This is a genomic window from Tepidiphilus thermophilus, assembly GCF_001418245.1.
GTDB lineage: Bacteria > Pseudomonadota > Gammaproteobacteria > Burkholderiales > Rhodocyclaceae > Tepidiphilus > Tepidiphilus succinatimandens.
In genome coordinates this window covers 26,671-45,985 of the sequence record NZ_LIPU01000003.1, presented here as the reverse complement: position 1 = coordinate 45,985, position 19,315 = coordinate 26,671, and the positions used below count along the sequence as shown (strand labels likewise).

Here is a 19,315-nt window from a genome sequence, read left to right as displayed (position 1 = left end):
TATTCCGTACAAGTGAGGAGAAGACGATGGCACATGAAAACCGCGATATCCCCGTCTGGGATCCGGCGTTGCGGCTCTTTCACTGGTCGCTGGTCGCCTGCGTGGTCGGGGCGGTCGTCTCGGTCAAGATCGGTGGCAACGCCATGCGTTGGCACCAGGGTTTCGGGCTGGCGGTACTGGGGCTCATCGTCTGGCGGCTTCAGTGGGGCTTCGTCGGCCCGCAGACGGCGCGCTTTTGCACCTTCGTGCGCGGCCCCCGCGAGATCCTTGCCTATCTGCGTGGGCAATGGCATGGCGTGGGGCACAATCCTCTGGGAGCGCTTTCGGTGCTGGCGCTCCTCGGACTCTTCGGCCTGCAGGCGCTCCTGGGGCTTTTCACCTACGACGAGATTTCCTTTCGCGGCCCGCTCGCGCCCCTCATCGACGGCGACTGGCAGCTCCGCCTCACCGGCTGGCACCGCGCGCTCGAGCCGCTCTTATGGCTGATCGTGCTGCTGCACGTGGGCGCCATCGTCTTCTATGCCGTGGTGAAAAAGGACGATCTGGTGCGCCCCATGGTCACCGGCTATCGCCGGCTGCCGCCGGGTGTGCAGGACGTGCCGCGGGTGGAATGGGGGAACAAGACCTACGCGCTGCGCCTCGCGCTCACCGTGGCGGTGGCGCTTGCCGTGGTGTATCTGGCGAGCGGCGTCTGGATCCCGGCGCCCGCGCCGGTGGCGCCGGTGCCGGGAATGGACTGGTGAGGATTCAGTCTTCTTTCATGCGGAACTTGTCGTGGCAGGATTTGCAGGCCTTGCCCACTTCGCCGAACTGCTTGGCGATTGCCGCCTTGTCGCCGGCGGCGGCCACTTCGGCCAGTTTGTTCGCCTGTTCGGCGAAGTTGGTCGCTACCTGCCGCACTTCGTCGGGCTGCTCGAAGAATTCCTTCTTCAGCCGGCTCTTGTGGAAACCGACGGCACCCACCGTGTCGGGGCTGTAGAGCGCGCCCATGCCGGAATTGGCTGCGGCGGCGATGGCGTTGGCGGCTGCCGCCACCTGGGCCTGGTCGAAGGGGGCGCTGCCGTCGACGGCCTGGGCCTTGATCTTCTCCATGTTCCAGGCCATGAAGGTGTAGGCGGCCTGACGGTACTTCACTTTCTCTTCCGGTTTGAGCGCCTGGGCGGCTGCGGCGCCGGCAAGCCCCATCGCGGTGGCAAAGAGCAGGATCTGGTGCAGTTTCTTCATGGGGCTTCTCCTATGTAAAAGAATGCCGCTTCAGTATAGACAATGTCACTGGAAATGGCGAGGAGAAGAGGCTTCCCCCCGCCGTCACCCTCTGCCGGAACCCCGGCGCATCTCCCGCGCTCTTCGGCTGCCCGAGGGTGCCGCTATGGCAGCGCCAGGGGCGGGGACCTGATCACCATATTTCTGCTTGACCATCTCGCCGATGAGGCGGATGACCTCCTGGCTTGCCTGTTCGGCATCACGCATGTGCTCGATGATGGCATCCAGTATCTTGGCATCGTGCAGCCAGTCCTTGCGCGCCTTTTCGATGGCGGCATGGACGCCGGCGTGGACGCGGCGGTGCGGCTCTTCCAGGGTTCGGTATGCGGGCATGCGGGAGAAATGTTCCTTGCCATACCCTTCGTAGTACCATTTGCCCAGCCGGCATTGCGTGTGATCCGAACCGACTGCCCGAGCTTCTTCCCCTTCGCCGCCCCGCTCTGCCGCCACGTAGCCGCGCTGCATGTAGATGATGTGATCGAGCTTCACCAGCGAGGCAAAGGCCAGGTCTTTGGCCTGCTCCAGCGCCGAGATCGTCGCTTCGGCCGATTGGGCGACCGCCTCGAAGCGGTGCTCGAATCCTTGGACCTGGTCGCTGACGGTCTTCGCTTCTTCGCTCATCGCACGGGTCTGCTGCACCATCGTTCCGACCCGCGCCCGTAGCGCGTCCACCACGCCGCCGATCTCGTCGGTGGCGACCCGCGTGCGTTCGGCCAGTTTCCGTACCTCGTCGGCCACCACGGCAAAGCCGCGCCCCACTTCACCGGCGCGCGCGGCTTCGATGGCAGCGTTCAAGGCAAGCAGATTCGTCTGCTCGGTGATCTCGGCGATGATCTGCACGGTGTGCCCGATCGACTGGCTCGCCTCTTCGAGCGAACCGGCGGTCTCGGCCATCGACGCCATGTTGTGATCGATCGTGGTAAGGGCTTGCGCAAGCTGGCGTGCGGTCGTCAGGCTTTCCGATGCGCCTTGCTGATTGCGCAGGGCGAGTTTCTCTATCTCGTCCATGCGCCCGCTTACCTCCAGAAGGTCGGCCTGGTTGCCGGAGAGGTTGCGCAGGAGATTATCGACGTTGATCTGGTGCAGGCCACTGTTGAGGCGGTTCTTCGCCGCAAGCTCGGTGGCCCGTTCCATGGCGGTAAGCGCCAGGTTGATCGACTCCATCGAGCGCCGTATCTCGCCCGGCATGCCGTCGACGAAGGCGTGCCGATGGAAGTCGCCGCGGGCGGCACGGTCGAAGCAGGTATTGACGTCCTTGAAGTAGGCTTCCATCACGTCGAGCAGATCGTTCAATTCCCAGGCGATCTTGCCGATCTCGCCCAGCCCCTTGGTGCGGGTGATGCGCACGCTCAGACAGCCCTGCTTGGCCTGGGAAAGCACATCGCTCATGCGCGCGAGCGCCTTCAACGGATGCGTGATCCAGCGGTAGGCGTACCAGGCGAAGGCGATCGCCAGCAGCGGTGCAGCGACATTGAGCAGGGTTGGGCCGTGGTGCCAGAGCGAATGCCCGGCAAGCCCCAGGATCAGGGCGACGTAGGCGAGGCTCACAAGCCGTACGCGCTGCCAGATGAAGGGGATGGTGCGGCTCGCCTCGCTCGTGGGCTGCAAGAGCAGCGCCCGGGAATCGGCGGCTGGCGCGTTTTTAGCGGGCGACATGGGTTTTTCTCCCCTGGAAGAAGAGCTCGAGCACCAGCGCTTCATAGGTGGTGCCGAGCGCCTCGAGTTTCTGCGTCAGCCAGGCGAGCGAGGCCTCGCACGCCTTGGCCGGCCCGGCTTCGCGCTCGATGCGCAACATCTCGGCGTAGATCGGCGCGATCGCCTCGATCGCTTGCGGCGGGGCCTGGCGGCGTACCGAGTAGTAGCCCAGCACTTCGTCGCCGAAGCGATCGACGGTGACGTTGGCGAACACCCAGTAGTAGTGCCCCTTGGCGGTCATGTTTTTGACGAAACCGAACCACTCCTCGCCGCGCTGGATCGTGTCCCACAGATGCCTGAAGGCGCCTCTGGGCATGTCGGGGTGGCGCACGATGTTGTGCTGCACGCCCAGCAGATCGTCCTCGGAATAGTCGGCCACCCGCATGAATACGCGGTTGGCGTAAGTGATGCGCCCTTTGAGGTCGGTCTTGCTGACGATGATCTCCTCGGGCAAGAAACGGACTTCGACGTTCGTCGGGGTGATTTTCGGTTTCATCGAAGGCTCCTCCTCGTGGCACCATCGTAGCAAGAAATTATCGGCCATCGAACGGAAAACTGGAGGATTTTTTCCTGCATGTTCAAGGTTTCGCTTGCGTTACCGCGCGCTATTCTGCATCATGGATTCAATGGCTTGGAGGCGCCGGTGGCGCCTTCGTCGGGGGAGTGGCGAACGATGCGAACGAGACATTCGGTGGCGCGGCGCCTGATCGCCGCGATCGGGATCGTGCTGGTGGCAGGGCTGGCGGTGATGGTCGCCTGGAGCATGGCCGCCTCGCGCACCATGGCGCGCGACCAGGCGGAGCGCTTCGCCGCCTCGATCAACGAGATGACCATGGCCGGGCTCACGGCGATGATGGTCACTGGCACCGTGGGGCAGCGCGACGTCTTTCTCGACCAGATCCGCAAGCTTACGGCAGTGAGCGGCCTGGAAGTGCTGCGCGGCGAAGCGGTGACGGCGCTCTACGGCAAGGGCGGACTGGAAAAGGAGCCCGACGCGGAGGAAGCGCAGGTGCTCGCCTCCGGCCAGACCTACCTGGCGATCGAGGAGAGCGACGGAGCCCGGGCACTGCGCGCCATTTATCCGGCCAAGGCGGCGACCGACTACCTCGGGAAGAACTGCATCGTCTGCCACCAGGTGCCGGAGGGTACGGTGCTGGGGGCGGTGAGCATGCGCATCTCACTCGGCGAGTCGGATGCCGCCACCCGCCGCTTTGCCGCCTGGGTGGGAAGTTTCGCCGTGCTGCTCGCCTTGCTTGCCGTGGGCGTGATCGCCTGGGTGGTGCGCCGCTCGGTGGCGCGGCCCTTGGCGCACTTGGTCGCCAGCCTCGAGGAGATCGCCCAGGGCGAAGGCGACCTGACGCGGCGCCTGCCGGTAGGGCGCGACGACGAGATCGGGGCGGCCGCCGCTGGCTTCAACCGCATGCTCGAGACGGTGGCCGAGCTGGTGCGCGAGGTCAAGCGCACCGTGACTACCCTAGAAGAGGCGACGGCGGAGATGGTGCGCAGCGGCGATGCGGTGCGCGCCGGGGCGAAAACGCAGAACGCCGTGGTGGCCCAGGTACGGGAACTGATCGGGCGGCTGCACGAGGCGGCGGTCGGGGTGGCCGCGGAGATCGCGGCCATCCAGGCCGAGTCGCAGGTGAGCCGCGAGCGCACCGAGACGAGCCGGGCACGGCTCGCCGCCCTCGTCGATGCCTTCGCGGCCATCGAAGAGGCGCTCTCCTCGCTGGTCGAGGCGATGGAAGCCTTCACCCAATCCTCGCACGAAATCCGGGTCATCACCCAGGAAGTGCGCGAAATCGCCGACCAGACGAATCTTTTGGCGCTCAACGCCGCGATCGAAGCCGCGCGCGCCGGCGAGGCGGGGCGGGGCTTCGCGGTGGTGGCCGACGAAGTGAGGAAACTGGCCGAGAAGTCCGGTGCCGCCGCCGGGCGCATCGACACCATCACCGCCGCCGTGGTCGAGCGCAGCGACCAGCTCTACGCCGCGTTCGAGTCCGGCCAGGAAAAATTGAAGGAAGTGCGCCGCGTCTCGGACGAGGTGACCCAGCGCCTGGCCGAGGCCGGCGAGGCGGTGGCCGACGTGGGCAGGCGGCTCGATGCGGTCACCGTCACGACCGAAGAGGAGCGGGAGCTGGCCGAGCAGGCTGCATCCGCGGTCGAAGGGATCGCGCGGGAGACGGGACGGCTCGATACCGAAGTCGATGCCATGGCCTCGGCGGTGGAGAAGGTGCAGACGCAGGCGCAGCAGCTCGTCGAGCGCGTGCGCCGCTTCCGCGTGGAGTGAGTTTACTGCCGCCGGATGGCGATGAAGAGCCGCATGCCGTTGCGATCGACGAGCACTGCGAACCGGTTGCCGGCCTTGCTCACCGCCTGACGGAATTCCTCCGGCGTGCGCACCGGCTGCTGGTTCACCGCCAGGATCACGTCGCCCGGGCGCAAGCCGGCGAGGGCCGCCAGCCCTTCGACGCGGGTCACGAGCACGCCACCTTCTTCCAGACCGCGCTCTTTCGCCTCTTGGGCGGTGAGGGGGCGCACGGCGATGCCTGCCGCGCTCGGCTCTCCAGGGGATTTCTTGCCAGGGACTGCCGCCCGTGCCGTGTCCTCGTCCAGTTCGGCCAGCGTCACGCTCTTCTCCAGGCGTTTCCCTTGGCGCAAGAGCTCGACGCGTACCGCCTCGCCCGGTTTGCGCCGTCCGATGAGGCGCGGCAGGTCGGCGGAATCTTTGACTTTCTGGCCGTCGACCGCGACGATGACGTCGCCCGCCTGGATGCCGGCCTTGGCTGCCGGGCTGCCTTCTTCGACATTGGCGACCAAGGCTCCTTCGGGTTTGTCGAGCCCGAAGCTCTTTGCCAGTTCCTCGTCCATGCCCTGGATGACCACGCCGAGCTTGCCGCGCTGCACCCGGCCGTAGGCGATGAGCTGATCCTTCACCTCCTGCGCCACGTCGCTGGGGATGGCGAAGGCGATGCCCATGTAGCCGCCCGAGCGCGAATAGATCTGGCTGTTGATGCCGATCACCTCGCCGTCCATGTTGAAGAGCGGTCCGCCGGAATTGCCCGGATTGACCGCCGCGTCGGTCTGGATGAAGGGGACGTAGGTTTCGTCGGGCAGGCGGCGCGACTTGGCCGAGATGATGCCGGCGGTGACGCTGTGCTCGAAGCCGAAGGGGGAACCTACGGCGATCACCCACTGGCCGACGCGGGCCTTCTCGGGATCGCCGAATTTCACCGTCGGCAGACCCTTGGCGTCGATCTTGACCACGGCGATGTCGGTACGGCGATCGGCGCCGACTACCTTGGCCGGGAATTTGCGCCCGTCGGCGAGCTGGACCGTGACGTCAGTTCCCTCGCCGCCCTCGCCCACCACATGGGCGTTGGTGAGGATGTAGCCGTCGGCCGAGACGATGAAGCCGGAGCCGAGGCCGCGCTGCACCGGCGCCTCGCCCCGTCCGCCGGGCATTTGGGGCAACGGGATGCCGAAGCGGCGGAAGAATTCGAAGAAAGGATCATTTTCGTCGAAGGGAAAGGGCAGGGCTTCTTCGCTCGAACGGCTCAGCACGGTGATATTGACTACCGCCGGAGTCACCTGCTCGACCAGGTCGGCAAAATCCGGCAGGCGCTGCTCGGAGCCGCCGAAAAGCACGGGGCGCAAGGCCGGTTCAGCCGCGCCGACTGCGGGCACGATGCCCGTTCCCAAGGCGAAGGCGAGCGCCAGCGCCACGCCGCGACGGCGCAGGCCGGCAGGGGTAGGATGCCGCGGACACACTCCATTCATGGCTACTCCTTCCATGCGGGAAAAAGCTCATTGTACGGGATCGTTCGGGAACAAAACGCCGGCATCGATGGTAAAAAGATTTGATACACTGGCCGAAGACGGTTGCCGGCAAGGGGGATTCATCATGACGCTCACCGATTTGCGCTATCTCGTCGCGCTCGCGCAGGAGCGGCACTTCGGTCGCGCCGCCGAGCGCTGCCACGTGAGTCAGCCCACGCTCTCGGTGGCGATCAAGAAACTCGAGCAGCATCTCGGGGTGCTGCTCTTCGAGCGCAACCCCAACGAGGTCAAACTCACCGAGATCGGCCGGCAGGTGGTGGAGCAGGCCGAGCGGGTGCTGCGCGAGGCGCAGCGCGTCGAAGAGATCGCCCAGGCGGGCAAGGATCCTCTCATCGGGCCGCTGCGGCTGGGGGTCATCTTTACCATCGGCCCTTACCTGCTGCCGCGGCTGATTCCACTCGTGCATGAGTTCGCCCCCAAAATGCCGCTCATCATTCACGAGGATTACACGGCGAAGCTCGCCGAGCAGCTCAAGCACGGCGAGATCGACGTCGCCGTGCTCGCTCTGCCCTTCTCCGAACCGGGGCTCGTCACGCAGCCGGTCTATGACGAGCCTTTCCGCGTCCTCATGCCGGCCGAGCATCCCTGGACGACGTTCGATCGCATTCCGGCGGCCAAGCTTGCCGAGGAAAACGTGCTGCTCCTTGGCGCGGGCAACTGCTTCCGCGACCAGGTGCTGGAAGTGTGCCCGCAATGCGTGAGCAATTCGCCGCTGCAGGAGGCGCTCGCCGGAAGTTCTCTCGAAACCATCCGCTACATGGTGGCGAGCGGCCTGGGCGTGACGGTATTGCCCTCGTCGGCCGCCGACGACGCCTCGCGCATGAACCCCCTGCTCGCGGTGCGACCTTTTGCCGAGCCCGAACCTTACCGCCGGGTGGTACTGGTGTGGCGCGTCACCTATCCGCGCCACGGCGCGATCGACGTGCTGCGCCGCGCCATCTTCGCCGCCGATCTGCCTGGCGTGCGCCCCGTGGGCCCTGCGCCGCGGCGTCTGCCCGAGGAGCAGAGCCCGGTCGAGGCAGCGTCATAACCTAGAGTGAAGTGAGCGATTGCCGGTGACGATTTGTCAGCCTCGCCGGCATGCGCTATATTGATCTGCGTCAGGTTCCTTCAAGGAGAGAAGCATGAGCAAAGGGCAAGACAGTACCGCCATCGACATCGGCATCGACGAAAAAGACCGCAAGAAAATCGCCGAGGGGCTCGCCAAGCTCTTGGCCGATTCCTACACGCTGTACCTGGCTACGCACAACTTCCACTGGAACGTGACGGGGCCGATGTTCAACACCCTACACCTGATGTTCGAGCAGCAGTACACCGAGCTCGCCACGGCGGTGGACGACATCGCCGAGCGCATCCGCGCCTTGGGGTACCCGGCACCCGGAACCTACGCCGAGTTTCTCGAACTCACCCGGCTCGAGGAGCCCAAGCCCGGTCTCAAGGCCGAGGACATGATCCGCTATCTCATCAAGGGGCAGGAGACGGTGGTGCGTACGGCACGCGAGACGCTGCCCGTGGCCGAGAAGGCCAACGACCAGCCCACACTCGATCTGCTCACGCAGCGCATGCAGATCCACGAGAAGAACGCCTGGATGCTGCGCAGCCTGCTCGAATGATCACTCCTTGCGCAGGATATGCTGCGGTGGCCGATCGGGAAACCGGTCGGCTTTTTTGTAGGTATCGAGGGGAGGACGCCTTTCGTTCGGGGAAAAGCGAGAGGGGGAAGGAGGGGAGGGGGAAATCGAGAAGTGGCGCGCCCGGCAGGAATCGAACCTGCGACCTTTGGCTTCGGAGGCCAACGCTCTATCCCCTGAGCTACGGGCGCGGGAAGGTAAAGTCAAATTATCGCACAAAATGCGCCGCGTGCGCCGCCGGTTTCAGCGCGGTCGCCCTACTCGTGCCGCAACGCCTCGATCGGATCGAGCCGGGCGGCGCGGCGCGCCGGGAAGAAACCGAAGACGATACCGATGGCGCCCGAGAAGAGTGCGGCGATCAGCACGATGCCGTAATCCGGCGAGAAGGGGAATCCCAGTTTCTGCGCGGCCACGAGCGAGAAGACGAGCGCCAGCGTGATGCCGATGGCCCCGCCCAGCAGCGCGAGCACCACGGCTTCGACCAGGAACTGCAGCATGACGTCGGCGGCGCGCGCGCCGATCGCCAGGCGGATGCCGATTTCGCGCGTGCGCTCGGTCACCGACACCAGCATGATGTTCATGATGCCGATGCCGCCCACCAGCAGGCTGATGCCGGCCACCGCCCCGAGCAGCACCGTGAGCATGCGCGTGGTGCTGGTGAGCGTGCGCTCGATCTCCTTGGAGTCGATGAGGCGGAAGTTGTCCTCCATGTTGGCCGAGAGGTGCCGGCGCTCGCGCAGCACGAGCCGGATGTCCGCGAGCACGCGCTCGTTGTCGATGCCGTCGGCAAGCGAGAGCTGGATGGAGTCCACGTCGGTGGTGCCGGAGATGCGCCGCTGGTAGGTACGCAAGGGGATGATTACGATGTCATCCTGATCGGTGCCCATGGCGCTCTGGCCTTTTGCATCCAGCAGACCGATGATCTCGCAGGAGAATTTGTCCACGCGCATGCGCTGGCCGATGGGATCTTCGCTGCCGAAGAGCTCGCGCGCCACCGTCTGCCCGACGATGCAGGAAGCCACGCCGGCGCGCAGTTCGCTCGGCGTAAAGCCGCGGCCCTTGACGATTTCCCAGCGCCGCGCTTCGAGGTATCCCTCGCCCGCCCCGACCACGGTGGTGCTCCAGCTCTGGTTGCCGGCCACCACGGTGAGGGTGCGCAGCGACACCGGCGTCGACCAGGCCACGCCGGGCACTTCGCGGGCGATCGCCAGCGCGTCCTCCACCTTGAAGGGAACGACGTTCTGCCCCGGGCCGAAGCCGCGCGAAGGCCGCAGGAAGACGATGTTGCTGCCCAGCGACGAGATCTGGTCGGAGACCGCCTGGGTGGCGCCGCGTCCGAGCGTGACCATGGCGATCACCGCGCCCACGCCGATGACGATGCCGAGCACGGTGAGAAAGGAGCGCAGGGCGTTCCTGCCCAGCGAGCGGATCGCTTCGCGCAGCGCATTGCCCAGCATCAGGCCGCCTCCCCAGCGCCGTCGATGCGCTCGACGTGCCCGTCGCGGAAGTGCACCACGCGCTGGGCGTAGGCAGCGATGTCCGGTTCGTGCGTCACCATGACGATGGTGAGGTGCCGTTCGCGGTTGAACCGGGTGATGAGCGCCATGATCTCGTGGCTGCGGGCGGAGTCGAGGTTGCCGGTGGGCTCGTCGGCGAGTAAGACTTTTGGCTGGGCGACGATGGCCCGGGCAATCGCCACGCGCTGCTGCTGCCCACCGGAGAGTTCGCTCGGCACGTGGTGCTCGCGGCCGGAAAGCCCGACCTGGGCGAGCGCCTCGCGCGCACGCAGGCGCCGTTCGTGGGCCGGTACGCCCTGATAGACGAGGGGCAGTTCGACGTTTTCTTGGGCCGTGACGCGCGGCAGCAGGTGGAAGCCCTGGAAGACGAAACCCAGGGTATGGCGGCGCAGCAGCGCCCGTCCGTCGTTGTCGAGTTCGGTGACTTCGACGTCGCCGAGCCGGTAGCTGCCGCGGGTGGGGGTGTCGAGGCAGCCGAGGATGTTCATGGTGGTCGATTTGCCCGAACCGCTCGGTCCCATGAGGGCGACGAACTCGCCCGGCCAGACGTCGAGGTCGATGCCGCCCAGCGCGACGACGCGCGCGTCGCCCTGGCCATAGACGCGCTCGACGCCGCGCAAGCGGATGAGCGGTGCGCGGGTGGACGGCGCGCCCTCTCGCTGCGGCCCGTTCATGGCTTGGGGCGCTCCGTGGCGGTGATGACCGGCGTGCCCGGTTCGAGCTTGCCGGAGCGCACTTCCAGGACCTGGGTGCGCCGCCCGTCCGAAGGGCCCAGCCGTACGCGCACGGGGGCGGGGGCTCCGTCCTCGCCGAGCACCCAGATCGTGGCTTCTTCGCGCGTCTTCTTCTCGGGCGGTGGCGTAGGCGCAGCGGGAAAGGGGGGGCGGAAGAGTGCGCCTAGGCCGCCGCTGCCCGCGGCCGGTTTGGGCGCCGCTTCGGGCGGGCGGTAGCGCAGCGCGGCGTTGGCGATCGTCAGGACGTCTTCGAGGTGCTGGCTGAGGATCTCGGCGGTGGCGGTCATGCCCGGGCGCAGCTTGAGCTCGGGGTTGCCCACGGTGATTTCGGTCTTGTAGGTGACCACGCCGTTGACCAGTTCCGAACCGTAGCGCACGAGTTTTACCCGGCCGCTAAAGGGCTGGTCGGGATAGGCGTCTACGGTAAAGCTCACGCTCTGCCCTTCGGCTACCTTGCCCACGTCGGCCTCGTCGACGTCGGCCAAAAGCTCCATCTGGGCGAGATCCTCGGCCAGGGTGAAGAGCACGGGCGTCTGCAGCGAGGCGGCAATCGTCTGCCCAGGGTCGATGCTGCGTTTGAGCACCACGCCGCCGATGGGGCTGCGAATGACGGATTTGTCGAGATCGGTGAGGATGGAGGTGAGCTGCGCTTCGCTGGCCTTGATTTCGGCTTTGGCTTGCAGCAGCTCCGCTTCGGCGCGGGCGACGTTCGCGGCGGCGCTGTCCAGATCCTGTTGCGCCACGGCCTGGCCGGCGCTGAGCTTGCCGGCGTGCTGCAGGCGCTGCAGCTTGGCCCGGGCTTCCGTCAGGGTGGCTTCGAGCTGCGGGATTTTGGCGCGCGCCAGGGCGAGATTCGCTTCGGCCTGCACGCGCTGCGCCTCGAGCTTGCGCGTATCGAGCCGGGCGAGCACTTGGCCGACCTTGACCGGATCGTTGAAATCGACGTAGACCTCGCGGATCGTGCCGGAGATCTCGGCGCCGACGTCGACCTGGTTGGTCGGGCTGAGGTTGCCGGTGGCAGTGACGGTGATCGACAGATCCCCGCGCTGGGCCGCGTCGGTGAGGTAGCGCACGCTCACCGGTTCCCCGCCGCGCTTGCCGACGAACCACAGGCCGGCAGCCAGCAGCAGGACGAGGAGCCCGCCGGCGAGGATGATGCGCCGCCGCCGGCGTAGGCGCGCGAGTTCGGCGCGCAGATGCGAGGTGTCGAGCACGGCGTCGGCGGAGTCGGGAGCAGTTTCGTTCATCGGACGGTTTCCTCCTGCGGCGCCTCGCCCGGCCAGCCGCCGCCGAGCGCCTTGTAGAGACGAACGCGGTCGCCGGCGTTCTGTCCTTGCTGCGCGACGAACGCGTCGGTGGCCGAGAGCCAGGTGCGCTGCGTGTCGATGAGCACGGTGTAGTCGGTCAGGCCCGAGCGGTATTGCGCGAGCGCCAGCTCCACGCTCGCGCGGGCGCTGTCGGCTGCCTGACGCAGGTCGTCCAGGCGGCGGTCGTCTTCCTGGAGCGTGAGGAGGGCGTTCTCCACCTCGCTTAGGGCGCTGAGCACGCTCTTGCGGTAGTCGGCAAAGCTTTGCATGAGCTGCGCTTCGCTCGCCTCCAGCTGCGCCGACAGCTTGCCGCCATCGAAGAGGGTGGCGAGCGGCGCGAACGCGAGGCTCCAGGTGCGTGCACTCGCCTGCCACAGATCGCCTGCGGTGAGCGCGGTAAGGCCCAGGCTGCCGCTCAAGGGGAAGCTCGGGTAGCGCGCCGCGTCGGCCACGTCGCGCTGCGCGGCGGCGGCGGCGAGCTGCGCCTCGCTGCGGCGCACGTCGGGGCGGCGGCGCAGCACGTCGGCGGGAATGCCGGCCGCGGGCAGGGGCGGCAGGCGCGTCACCCAGGGTGCGAGATAGGCGAGCTCCGGCGGTTCGGCCCCCGCGGCGGCGGGCGGCGGCCCTGGCGGCTGGTCGCGCGTGAGTCGCTCGTGCCAGTAACCCGGGGCTTCTCCGGCGAGCAGCGCGAGCGCATTCAGGGCGCTCTCCCGGCCCTGGGCGAGCGCGGCGCGCTGCGCCCGGGTCTGCGCGAGCAGAGTCTGGGCCTGACGCACGTCGAGCTCGCTCACCAGGCCCGCGGCGGCCTTGGCCTGGGCGAGCGCCAGGCTGCGCTCGAGCACCACGAGCTGCGCGTCGAGCAAGGTGAGGCGCGCCTGCGCCGTGCGCGCGTCGAACCAGGATTGCGCCGCTTCGGCCGTGGTGCTCACCAGCACGTCGGCCAGATCATAGGTGGCTGCCGTCTGCTGCGCCTCGGCCGCGCGCAGCGCTGCCCGCCGCCCGCCGAAGACGTCGAGCTCCCATTGCGCGTCGAAGCCGACCTGGAACTGGTTTTCGATCGTTCCCATGCCCGTTTCGGCGCTCGTGCGGTTGCGCGCGGCGCTGCCGCTGCCGGTGATGGTGGGGCCGAGATCGGCGGCGGTGGCGCGCCGCTGCGCCCGCGCCTGGGCCAGGCGCGCGAGCGCCGCTTCGAGGTCGAGATTGTCGCGGCGCACCTTGGCCACGATCTCCTCGAGCACGGGGTCGGCGAAATGGCGCCACCATTGGGTGAGCTCGGCCTCGTCCGCCTCCGGTGCGGCCTGACGAAACGCCGCCGGCGGAGGTGGCGCCTGCGGCGGCACCGTGACGATGGCGCAGGCCGCGCACACACAGGCGGCCAAGAGCGCCGCTGTGCGCGTGGGAAACCGGAAGAGCGGGATGGTCGGCTCCATGGAGGGATCACGGCTCTGGCAACGGGATCGAACCTACGGGGCGTGATTGTACGCGCTGCGCACCGGCCGCGGCTGCATGATACGATTTGTTGGGCGCCGCGCTGCCAAACCCCTCGTTCTCAGGAAAGACACCATGAAATTCATCCGTTTCGGCCTCCCTGGTCAGGAACGCCCCGGCCTGATCGACCCCCTCGGCGGCCTGCGCGACCTCTCGGCCCATGTGCGCGACATCGACGGGGCGCTCCTCGCCGACGCGGCGGTGCTCGCCGCCTTGCGCGCGCTCGACCCCTTCTCGCTGCCGCCGGTCTCACCCGACGTGCGCCTGGGGTCGCCGCTGGCCGGCGTGGGCAATTTCTACGCCATTGGGCTCAATTTCCGCGACCACGCGCAGGAGGCGAACCTGCCCATCCCGAGGGAACCGGTCGTCTTCATGAAAGCCACGAGCTGCATCTGCGGCCCGGACGATCCATTCCTTTGCCCGCCCGGAGCGCAGAAACTCGACTGGGAGGCGGAGCTGGGCGTGGTCATCGGTCGGCGGGCCAAGCGCGTCTCGCCGACCGAGGCGCGCGCCTGCATCGCCGGCTATTGCACCGTGCTCGACGGCTCGGAGCGCGACTTCCAGATGAACCGCGGCGGGCTGTGGATCAAGGGCAAGAGTTACGAGTCCTTCGGTCCGCTGGGCCCCTGGCTCGTCACCGCCGACGAAGTGCCCAACCCGCAGGCGCTCGCCATCCGCCTCGAGGTGAACGGCGAGCGCATGCAGGACGGCAACACCGCCGAGATGATCTTCGACGTGGCCACCCTCGTGAGTCACCTGTCCGAGTTCATGACGCTGCTGCCGGGCGACGTCATCGCCACCGGCACGCCCGCCGGGGTTGGCCTGGGTCAGAAACCGCCGCGTTTCCTGCGCCCCGGCGACGAAGTGACGCTGGAAGTGGAAGGTCTGGGGCGGCAGCGCCATTGCGTGGTGGTCGATCGCGCGGAGAGATGAAGACCCCGCGTGTATGGCATCGCCAGTTGTTCGTGATAGTGGCCTTCTTTGCCTGCGTGGCCCAGGCGCAGGAAGGGCCGCGGCGTGTCGTCTCGGTGAATCTGTGCGCCGACCAGCTGCTGCTGCGGCTCGCTCCCGAGCGCGTCATCGCCATCACGACGCTGTCGCGCCGCGCCGATCTCGCCCCGGACCCGACGCTGGGGGCCGACAAACCGGCGATCCGCGGTTCGGCCGAAGAGATCCTTGCGCTTCGGCCGGATCTGGTCGTCTTCGGGCCGTTCTCGGCCGCGGCCACGCGAACGCTCCTCGAACGACTGGGGCTTCCCGTCTATACGCTGCCGTACGTCGAATCGCTGGATGCGCTGCGGGATGCGATTCGTACCCTCGGCCGGTTGGTGCACGAGCCGGAGCGCGCCGCAGCCCTGGAAACACGGCTGGATGCGCTCGCGCGTCCCTTGGGCGTGGAGGGCGAGACACCGGTCATCCTCTATTATCTCCAGGGCGGCTACAGCGCCGGGCGCGGCACATGGGTGGGTGAGCTCATCGAGCGCAGCGGGGGCATCAACGCCGCCGAGCGTGCCGGACTCATCGGCCATGGCGATCTGCCGCTCGAGCGGGCATTGGCCGCCCGCCCGACGCGCTGGTGGCGCACCGTCTATCAAAACGACACCCCGACCCTGGGCGAGCGCCTGCTCGCGCATCCGGCGCTGCGGCGCCAGGCCGGCGAACCGCACTGGCTGCCGAGCTGGGCGATCACCTGCGCCGGCCCTTGGTCGTTCGAGGCGCTGGAGCGGCTGCGATGAGGGAAGTGTTACTCGCCCCGGCGCTGCTCTTGCTGGTGGGCTTGCTCGTGCTCGCCTCGCTCACGCTGGGCTATCTCGAGCTCTCGCCGCTTGCCTGGTGGCGCGGCGTCTGGGCGGGCGACCCTCTCCTGCGCCTGGTCTTGGTGGAGATCCGGCTGCCGCGCACCCTGCTCGCGCTCGCCGTAGGGGCGGCGCTGGGCGTGGCCGGTGCGGCCCTGCAGAGCCTGCTGCGCAACCCACTCGCCGAGCCGGCGCTCGTCGGCGCCACCGGCGGGGCTTCGCTCGGGGCGGTGATGGCGCTCTACTGGGGGTGGGCCGGTGCCTGGTCGCTGGCGCTGCCACTGGCGGGATTCGCCGGGGCGGCGCTCGTTACCGCGTTCGTGCTTCTGCTCGCCCTGCGCGGCGCTTCCACCGTGGGCCTCATCCTCGCCGGCGTGGCTGCCTCCAGCTTGAGCACGGCGCTCGTCTCACTCATCCTCAATGCCTCGCCCAATCCGCACGCGACGATGGAGATCGTGCACTGGCTGCTGGGCTCGGTGACCGATCGCAGCCTGCAGGACGTCGCGCTGGTGCTGCCGCCGATCGCGCTGGGGATGGCGCTGCTGCTGCGCCAAGGCACGGCGCTGCGCCGCCTGGTGCTCGACGAGGAGGCCGCCGCGAGCCTCGGGGTGTCGCTGCCGCGGCTGCGTCTGGCCGTGCTCGTGGGCGCGGCGCTGGCGGTGGGGGCGGCCACGGCCATCGCCGGTTCCATCGGTTTCGTCGGCCTGGTGGCACCACACCTCGTGCGGCCCCTCGTGCGCCACGATCCGGCGCGCACGCTGTGGGCTTCAATGGGCGCGGGGGCGGTGCTGCTGCTCGCCGCCGATCTGGCGGTGCGCCTGATCGATCCCCACGGCGCGGAGCTCAAGCTCGGCGTGCTCACGGCCCTCGTCGGGGCGCCCTTCTTCCTGTGGCGGGTACTCGCGGTGCGTGCGCCATGAGCCTAGCCCTGGAGTTCTCCGGCGTCGGCCTGCGGCTGGGAGGACGGGCCGTGCTCCGCGGCATCGACTGGCGGGGCGAATCCGGCCGTCTCGTCGGTCTGGTAGGGCCCAACGGGGCGGGGAAATCGATGTGGCTGCGGGTGGCTGCCGGCGTACTCAGGCCGCAGCAAGGGGAAGTGCGCTGGTGGGGCGAGCCGCTCGTGCGCGTGCCGCGCCCACGCTGGCCGTCGGTGATCGCCTATTGCCCGCAGCGCTTTTCCCTTCATCTGCCGCTGCGCGTTCTCGACTGCGTCGCCCTGGGTTTGCCGGCGGGCCGGATTCGTACCGGCGCCGAGCGCGAACGCTGCCTCGCGGCGCTCGAGAAAGTCGACGCCGCCGATCTGGCCGAGCGCCCCGTTACCGAACTCTCGGGCGGGCAGCAGCAGCGTGTGGCGCTCGCCCGGGCGTTCGCTCAGGAGGCGACGATGCTGCTTGCCGACGAGCCGCTCGCCGCCCTCGACCCGCGCCACGCGCTGGAGACGCTGGCGCTGCTGCGGCGCGAGGCACACGAGGGCGGACGGCTGGTGGTGGTGGCGCTGCACGAGCTCACCCTCGCGGCGCGCTTCTGCGACGAAGTTCTGCTGCTGCACGAAGGGCGCTGCCTCGCGGCCGGCGCCCCTCTGGAGGTGCTCGACGAGGCGCGGCTGCGCGCGGTCTATGGCCTGCGGGCACGGCGCCTAGAAGTGGAGGGGGAGACGCTGCTGCTGCCTTGGGCACCAGCCGATCGCCCCTAGCGGCGACGCATCTGCGCCGCCATCTCCCGCAGCCGGGCGATGCGCTCTTCGGTGCGCGGGTGCGTCGAGAAAAGCCCTTGCAGCCAGCCGCCCGAGAGCGGGTTCATGATCATCATCTGCGCCGTCTCCGGGTGTGCCTCGGCCGTTGGCATGGGAATCTGCTGGGCGTACGCTTCGATCTTGGCCAGGGCCGAAGCCAGCGCTTCCGGGTCGCCGCAGATCTCGGCTCCGCCCGCGTCGGCGCCGAATTCGCGCGTTCGCGAGATCGCCAGCTGGATGATCACCGCCGCGATCGGCGCGAGGATCATCACCAGGATGGCGAGCACCGGGTTGACCGGCCGCCCCTCCTCGTCGCGTCCGCCAAAGAGCATGCCGAAGTTGGCGAGCATGGAGATGGCGCCGGCTACCGTCGCCGTCATGGTCGAGATGAGGATGTCGCGATGCTTCACGTGCGCGAGCTCGTGGGCCATCACCGCACGCAACTCGCGCTCGCTGAGCAGCTCGATGATCCCGGTGGTCGCCGCCACGGCCGCGTGTTCGGGACTGCGCCCGGTGGCGAAGGCGTTGGGCTGCGCCTCGTGGATGATATAGACCTTTGGCATGGGCAACCCCGCGCGCCGGGCAAGGTCCCGGACAATGCCGTAGAGGTAGGGCGAGGTGGTCTCGTCGACCTCCTGCGCGTGGTACATCGCCAGCACCATCTTGTCGGAGAACCAATACGCCCAGAAGTTGGTGAGCGCGCCGAACCCCAGCGCCACCAACATCCCCGTCCTACCGCCGATCACCATCCCCACGGCGCCGAAGAGCGCCATGATCGCCGCCATCAGGAGCGTCGTCTTCAGCCAGTTTCCGTACATCGTCAGCCTCCCTCCACAGTGAACCGCTCGCCGATAGAGACCGGAAAACCGCGCAGGAATTCCGCCGCGGGCAGGCGCTTGCCGCCGGGGCGCTGCAGTTCGGTGAGCAGCAGCCGCCCCTGGCCGGTCTGCACCGTGATTCCTTCAGTGCCGACGGCGGTCACCGTCCCCGGCGGCTCGGTGCCGTTTCCTTCGAGCACTTGGCCGCGCCAGAGTTTGAGCGGCACGCCGCGCAGCAGCGCCTGCGCCCCCGGATGGGGATCGAAGGCGCGCAGCCGCCGCTCAATCCGCTCGGCCGGCTGCGACCAGTCGATCCAACGCTCCTGCGGCGTGATCTTGGCGGCGTAGGTGACGCCTTCTGCCGGCTGCGCGCGAGCCTGGGCGAGGTGGCGCGGCAGCTCGGGCAGCACCTGCACGAGCAGCTCGGCACCCAGCGCCGCGAGCCGGTCGTGCAGCGAGCCGGCCGTCTCGTCGGCGGTGATGGGGGTTGCCACGCTCGCCACCATGGGCCCGGTATCCAGCCCTTCGTCCATCTGCATGAGCGTGACCCCCGTCTCGGCATCGCCCGCCTCGATCGCCCGGACGATGGGGGCTGCTCCGCGCCAGCGCGGCAGGAGCGACGCGTGGATGTTGAGGCAGCCCCAGCGCGGCCAATGCAACACCTCGGACGGAAGGATCAGGCCGTAGGCCGCCACCACCAGTACGTCGGGCGCGGGCAGCGCGAGCAGTTCCCGGCGATCCTCCTCGCTCTTGAGCCGCGCCGGCTGCAGTACCGCAATGCCGGCTTCCTGCGCCACCCGTTTCACCGGGCTCGGGGTGAGCTTCATGCCGCGACCGGCCGGCCGGTCGGGTTGCGTCAGCACGAAAGGCACCTCCCAGCCGGCCGCGAGCAGCGCGCGCAGCGCGATCGCCGCGAATTCGGGCGTGCCGGCGAAGGCCACGCGGCGCACGTTCTCGCCCATCAGGCCGTCATCCGGGCGCGCTTGACGAGCTTCGCCTTGATGCGCGACTGCTTGAGCGGCGAGAGATACTCGACGAACACCTTGCCGTCGAGGTGGTCGATCTCGTGCTGGATGCACACGGCGAGCAGCCCTTCGGCCTCGAACTCGACCGTCTCGCCTTCCAGGTTCAGTGCCCGCACTTTGACGCGCTCGGCGCGCGTGACTTTGTCATAGATGCCCGGCACCGACAGGCAGCCTTCCTCGCTCACGCACTCGCCGTCCTTCTCCAGGATCTCGGGGTTGATGAGCACCGTCAGCCCGGAGCGGTCCTCGGTCACGTCGATGACGATCACGCGCTTGTGCACGTCGACCTGCGTGGCGGCGAGCCCGATTCCCGGAGCGGCGTACATCGTCTCGGCCATGTCGGCGGCAAGCCGGCGGATCGACTCGTCGACCTCCGTCACCGGCTCGGCGCGCTTCTTCAGCCTCGGATCGGGATAATGCAGGATGGGAAGTAGTGCCATATTTTTCGTCTCTCGTTGCCAATCGTCGATGC

General features: G+C 68.1%; 19 protein-coding genes and 1 tRNA gene. 8 read left to right on the top strand and 12 right to left on the bottom strand.

All coding sequences use genetic code 11. The annotated features are described in order from the left end of the window. Positions 1-26 precede the first annotated feature (26 nt). A complete protein-coding gene (locus ASC37_RS03350; protein ID WP_055423027.1) occupies positions 27-743 on the top strand; it encodes a cytochrome b/b6 domain-containing protein in 717 nt (238 codons plus the stop codon). A gap of 4 nt (positions 744-747) precedes the next feature. On the opposite strand, the gene ASC37_RS03345 is transcribed toward ASC37_RS03350, so the two are convergent. The 3 genes from ASC37_RS03345 to ASC37_RS03335 all read right to left on the bottom strand — a co-directional run bounded on the left by ASC37_RS03345 (position 748) and on the right by ASC37_RS03335 (position 3,454). Then, entirely contained in the window at positions 748-1,224 is a 477-nt protein-coding gene (locus tag ASC37_RS03345) for a c-type cytochrome (protein ID WP_055423026.1), read from the bottom strand. An 84-nt stretch (positions 1,225-1,308) separates the two neighbouring features. After that, positions 1,309-2,919, bottom strand: a complete 1,611-nt coding sequence (locus ASC37_RS03340; RefSeq protein ID WP_072247909.1) for a methyl-accepting chemotaxis protein — start codon at positions 2,917-2,919, stop codon at positions 1,309-1,311. Continuing rightward, positions 2,906-3,454, bottom strand: coding sequence for a PAS domain-containing protein (locus tag ASC37_RS03335; protein WP_055423025.1), 549 nt, complete (start codon positions 3,452-3,454; stop codon positions 2,906-2,908). Before ASC37_RS03335 ends, ASC37_RS03340 begins: the two co-directional genes overlap by 14 nt. 177 nt (positions 3,455-3,631) lie before the next feature. Here ASC37_RS03335 and ASC37_RS03330 point away from each other — a divergent pair, with 177 nt between their 5' ends. Then, positions 3,632-5,245 (top strand): methyl-accepting chemotaxis protein, encoded by a 1,614-nt coding sequence (locus ASC37_RS03330; protein ID WP_072247908.1) that lies wholly within the window; start codon positions 3,632-3,634, stop codon positions 5,243-5,245. Between the two features lie 2 nt (positions 5,246-5,247). Here ASC37_RS03330 and ASC37_RS03325 read toward each other — a convergent pair whose 3' ends face one another. Beyond that, positions 5,248-6,735 (bottom strand): DegQ family serine endoprotease, encoded by a 1,488-nt coding sequence (locus ASC37_RS03325; protein WP_055423023.1) that lies wholly within the window; start codon positions 6,733-6,735, stop codon positions 5,248-5,250. Positions 6,736-6,859: 124 nt separating this feature from the next. Between ASC37_RS03325 and ASC37_RS03320 the strand changes: the two genes are divergently transcribed. Further along, a complete protein-coding gene (locus ASC37_RS03320) occupies positions 6,860-7,825 on the top strand; it encodes a hydrogen peroxide-inducible genes activator (protein WP_055423022.1) in 966 nt (321 codons plus the stop codon). A 94-nt stretch (positions 7,826-7,919) separates the two neighbouring features. Beyond that, on the top strand, positions 7,920-8,408 hold the full coding sequence (locus ASC37_RS03315; RefSeq protein WP_055423021.1) for a Dps family protein: 489 nt from the start codon (positions 7,920-7,922) through the stop codon (positions 8,406-8,408). Positions 8,409-8,541: 133 nt separating this feature from the next. Here ASC37_RS03315 and ASC37_RS03310 read toward each other — a convergent pair. From ASC37_RS03310 to ASC37_RS03290, 5 genes are all read right to left on the bottom strand, one after another. Then, a tRNA-Arg gene (locus tag ASC37_RS03310) sits at positions 8,542-8,617 on the bottom strand. A gap of 66 nt (positions 8,618-8,683) precedes the next feature. Then, positions 8,684-9,883: an ABC transporter permease gene (locus ASC37_RS03305; RefSeq protein WP_055423020.1), complete on the bottom strand. Its 1,200-nt coding sequence runs from the start codon at positions 9,881-9,883 to the stop codon at positions 8,684-8,686. Beyond that, positions 9,883-10,617, bottom strand: a complete 735-nt coding sequence (locus ASC37_RS03300) for an ABC transporter ATP-binding protein (protein WP_055423019.1) — start codon at positions 10,615-10,617, stop codon at positions 9,883-9,885. Before ASC37_RS03300 ends, ASC37_RS03305 begins: the two co-directional genes overlap by 1 nt. Further along, a complete protein-coding gene (locus ASC37_RS03295; protein WP_082438354.1) occupies positions 10,614-11,924 on the bottom strand; it encodes an efflux RND transporter periplasmic adaptor subunit in 1,311 nt (436 codons plus the stop codon). Before ASC37_RS03295 ends, ASC37_RS03300 begins: the two co-directional genes overlap by 4 nt. Continuing rightward, a complete protein-coding gene (locus ASC37_RS03290; protein ID WP_055423018.1) occupies positions 11,921-13,414 on the bottom strand; it encodes an efflux transporter outer membrane subunit in 1,494 nt (497 codons plus the stop codon). Before ASC37_RS03290 ends, ASC37_RS03295 begins: the two co-directional genes overlap by 4 nt. Before the next feature lie 133 nt (positions 13,415-13,547). Here ASC37_RS03290 and ASC37_RS03285 point away from each other — a divergent pair, with 133 nt between their 5' ends. Genes ASC37_RS03285 through ASC37_RS03270 form a run of 4 tightly spaced genes read left to right on the top strand, consistent with a single transcriptional unit; the run spans position 13,548 to position 16,961 of the window. Continuing rightward, a complete protein-coding gene (locus ASC37_RS03285; RefSeq protein WP_055423017.1) occupies positions 13,548-14,405 on the top strand; it encodes a fumarylacetoacetate hydrolase family protein in 858 nt (285 codons plus the stop codon). Then, positions 14,402-15,208 carry an ABC transporter substrate-binding protein gene (locus tag ASC37_RS03280; RefSeq protein ID WP_055423016.1) on the top strand — a complete coding sequence of 269 codons (807 nt, stop codon included), beginning with the start codon at positions 14,402-14,404 and terminating at the stop codon, positions 15,206-15,208. Before ASC37_RS03285 ends, ASC37_RS03280 begins: the two co-directional genes overlap by 4 nt. Next, positions 15,205-16,188 (top strand): FecCD family ABC transporter permease, encoded by a 984-nt coding sequence (locus ASC37_RS03275; RefSeq protein WP_055423015.1) that lies wholly within the window; start codon positions 15,205-15,207, stop codon positions 16,186-16,188. The genes ASC37_RS03280 and ASC37_RS03275 overlap by 4 nt, the downstream gene beginning before the upstream one ends. Then, positions 16,185-16,961, top strand: coding sequence for an ABC transporter ATP-binding protein (locus ASC37_RS03270; protein WP_055423014.1), 777 nt, complete (start codon positions 16,185-16,187; stop codon positions 16,959-16,961). Before ASC37_RS03275 ends, ASC37_RS03270 begins: the two co-directional genes overlap by 4 nt. Here the strand turns inward: ASC37_RS03270 and htpX are convergent. Genes htpX through def form a run of 3 tightly spaced genes read right to left on the bottom strand, consistent with a single transcriptional unit; the run spans position 16,958 to position 19,283 of the window. Beyond that, a complete protein-coding gene (gene htpX, locus ASC37_RS03265) occupies positions 16,958-17,818 on the bottom strand; it encodes a zinc metalloprotease HtpX (protein WP_055423013.1) in 861 nt (286 codons plus the stop codon). The two genes, ASC37_RS03270 and htpX, sit on opposite strands and share 4 nt — an antisense overlap. Positions 17,819-17,820: 2 nt before the next feature. Beyond that, the gene (gene fmt / locus ASC37_RS03260; RefSeq protein ID WP_055423012.1) at positions 17,821-18,780 is read right to left on the bottom strand and encodes a methionyl-tRNA formyltransferase; all 960 of its coding nucleotides are present in this window, start codon (positions 18,778-18,780) and stop codon (positions 17,821-17,823) included. Further along, the gene (gene def / locus ASC37_RS03255; protein WP_055423011.1) at positions 18,780-19,283 is read right to left on the bottom strand and encodes a peptide deformylase; all 504 of its coding nucleotides are present in this window, start codon (positions 19,281-19,283) and stop codon (positions 18,780-18,782) included. The genes fmt and def overlap by 1 nt, the downstream gene beginning before the upstream one ends. Positions 19,284-19,315: the final 32 nt, after the last annotated feature.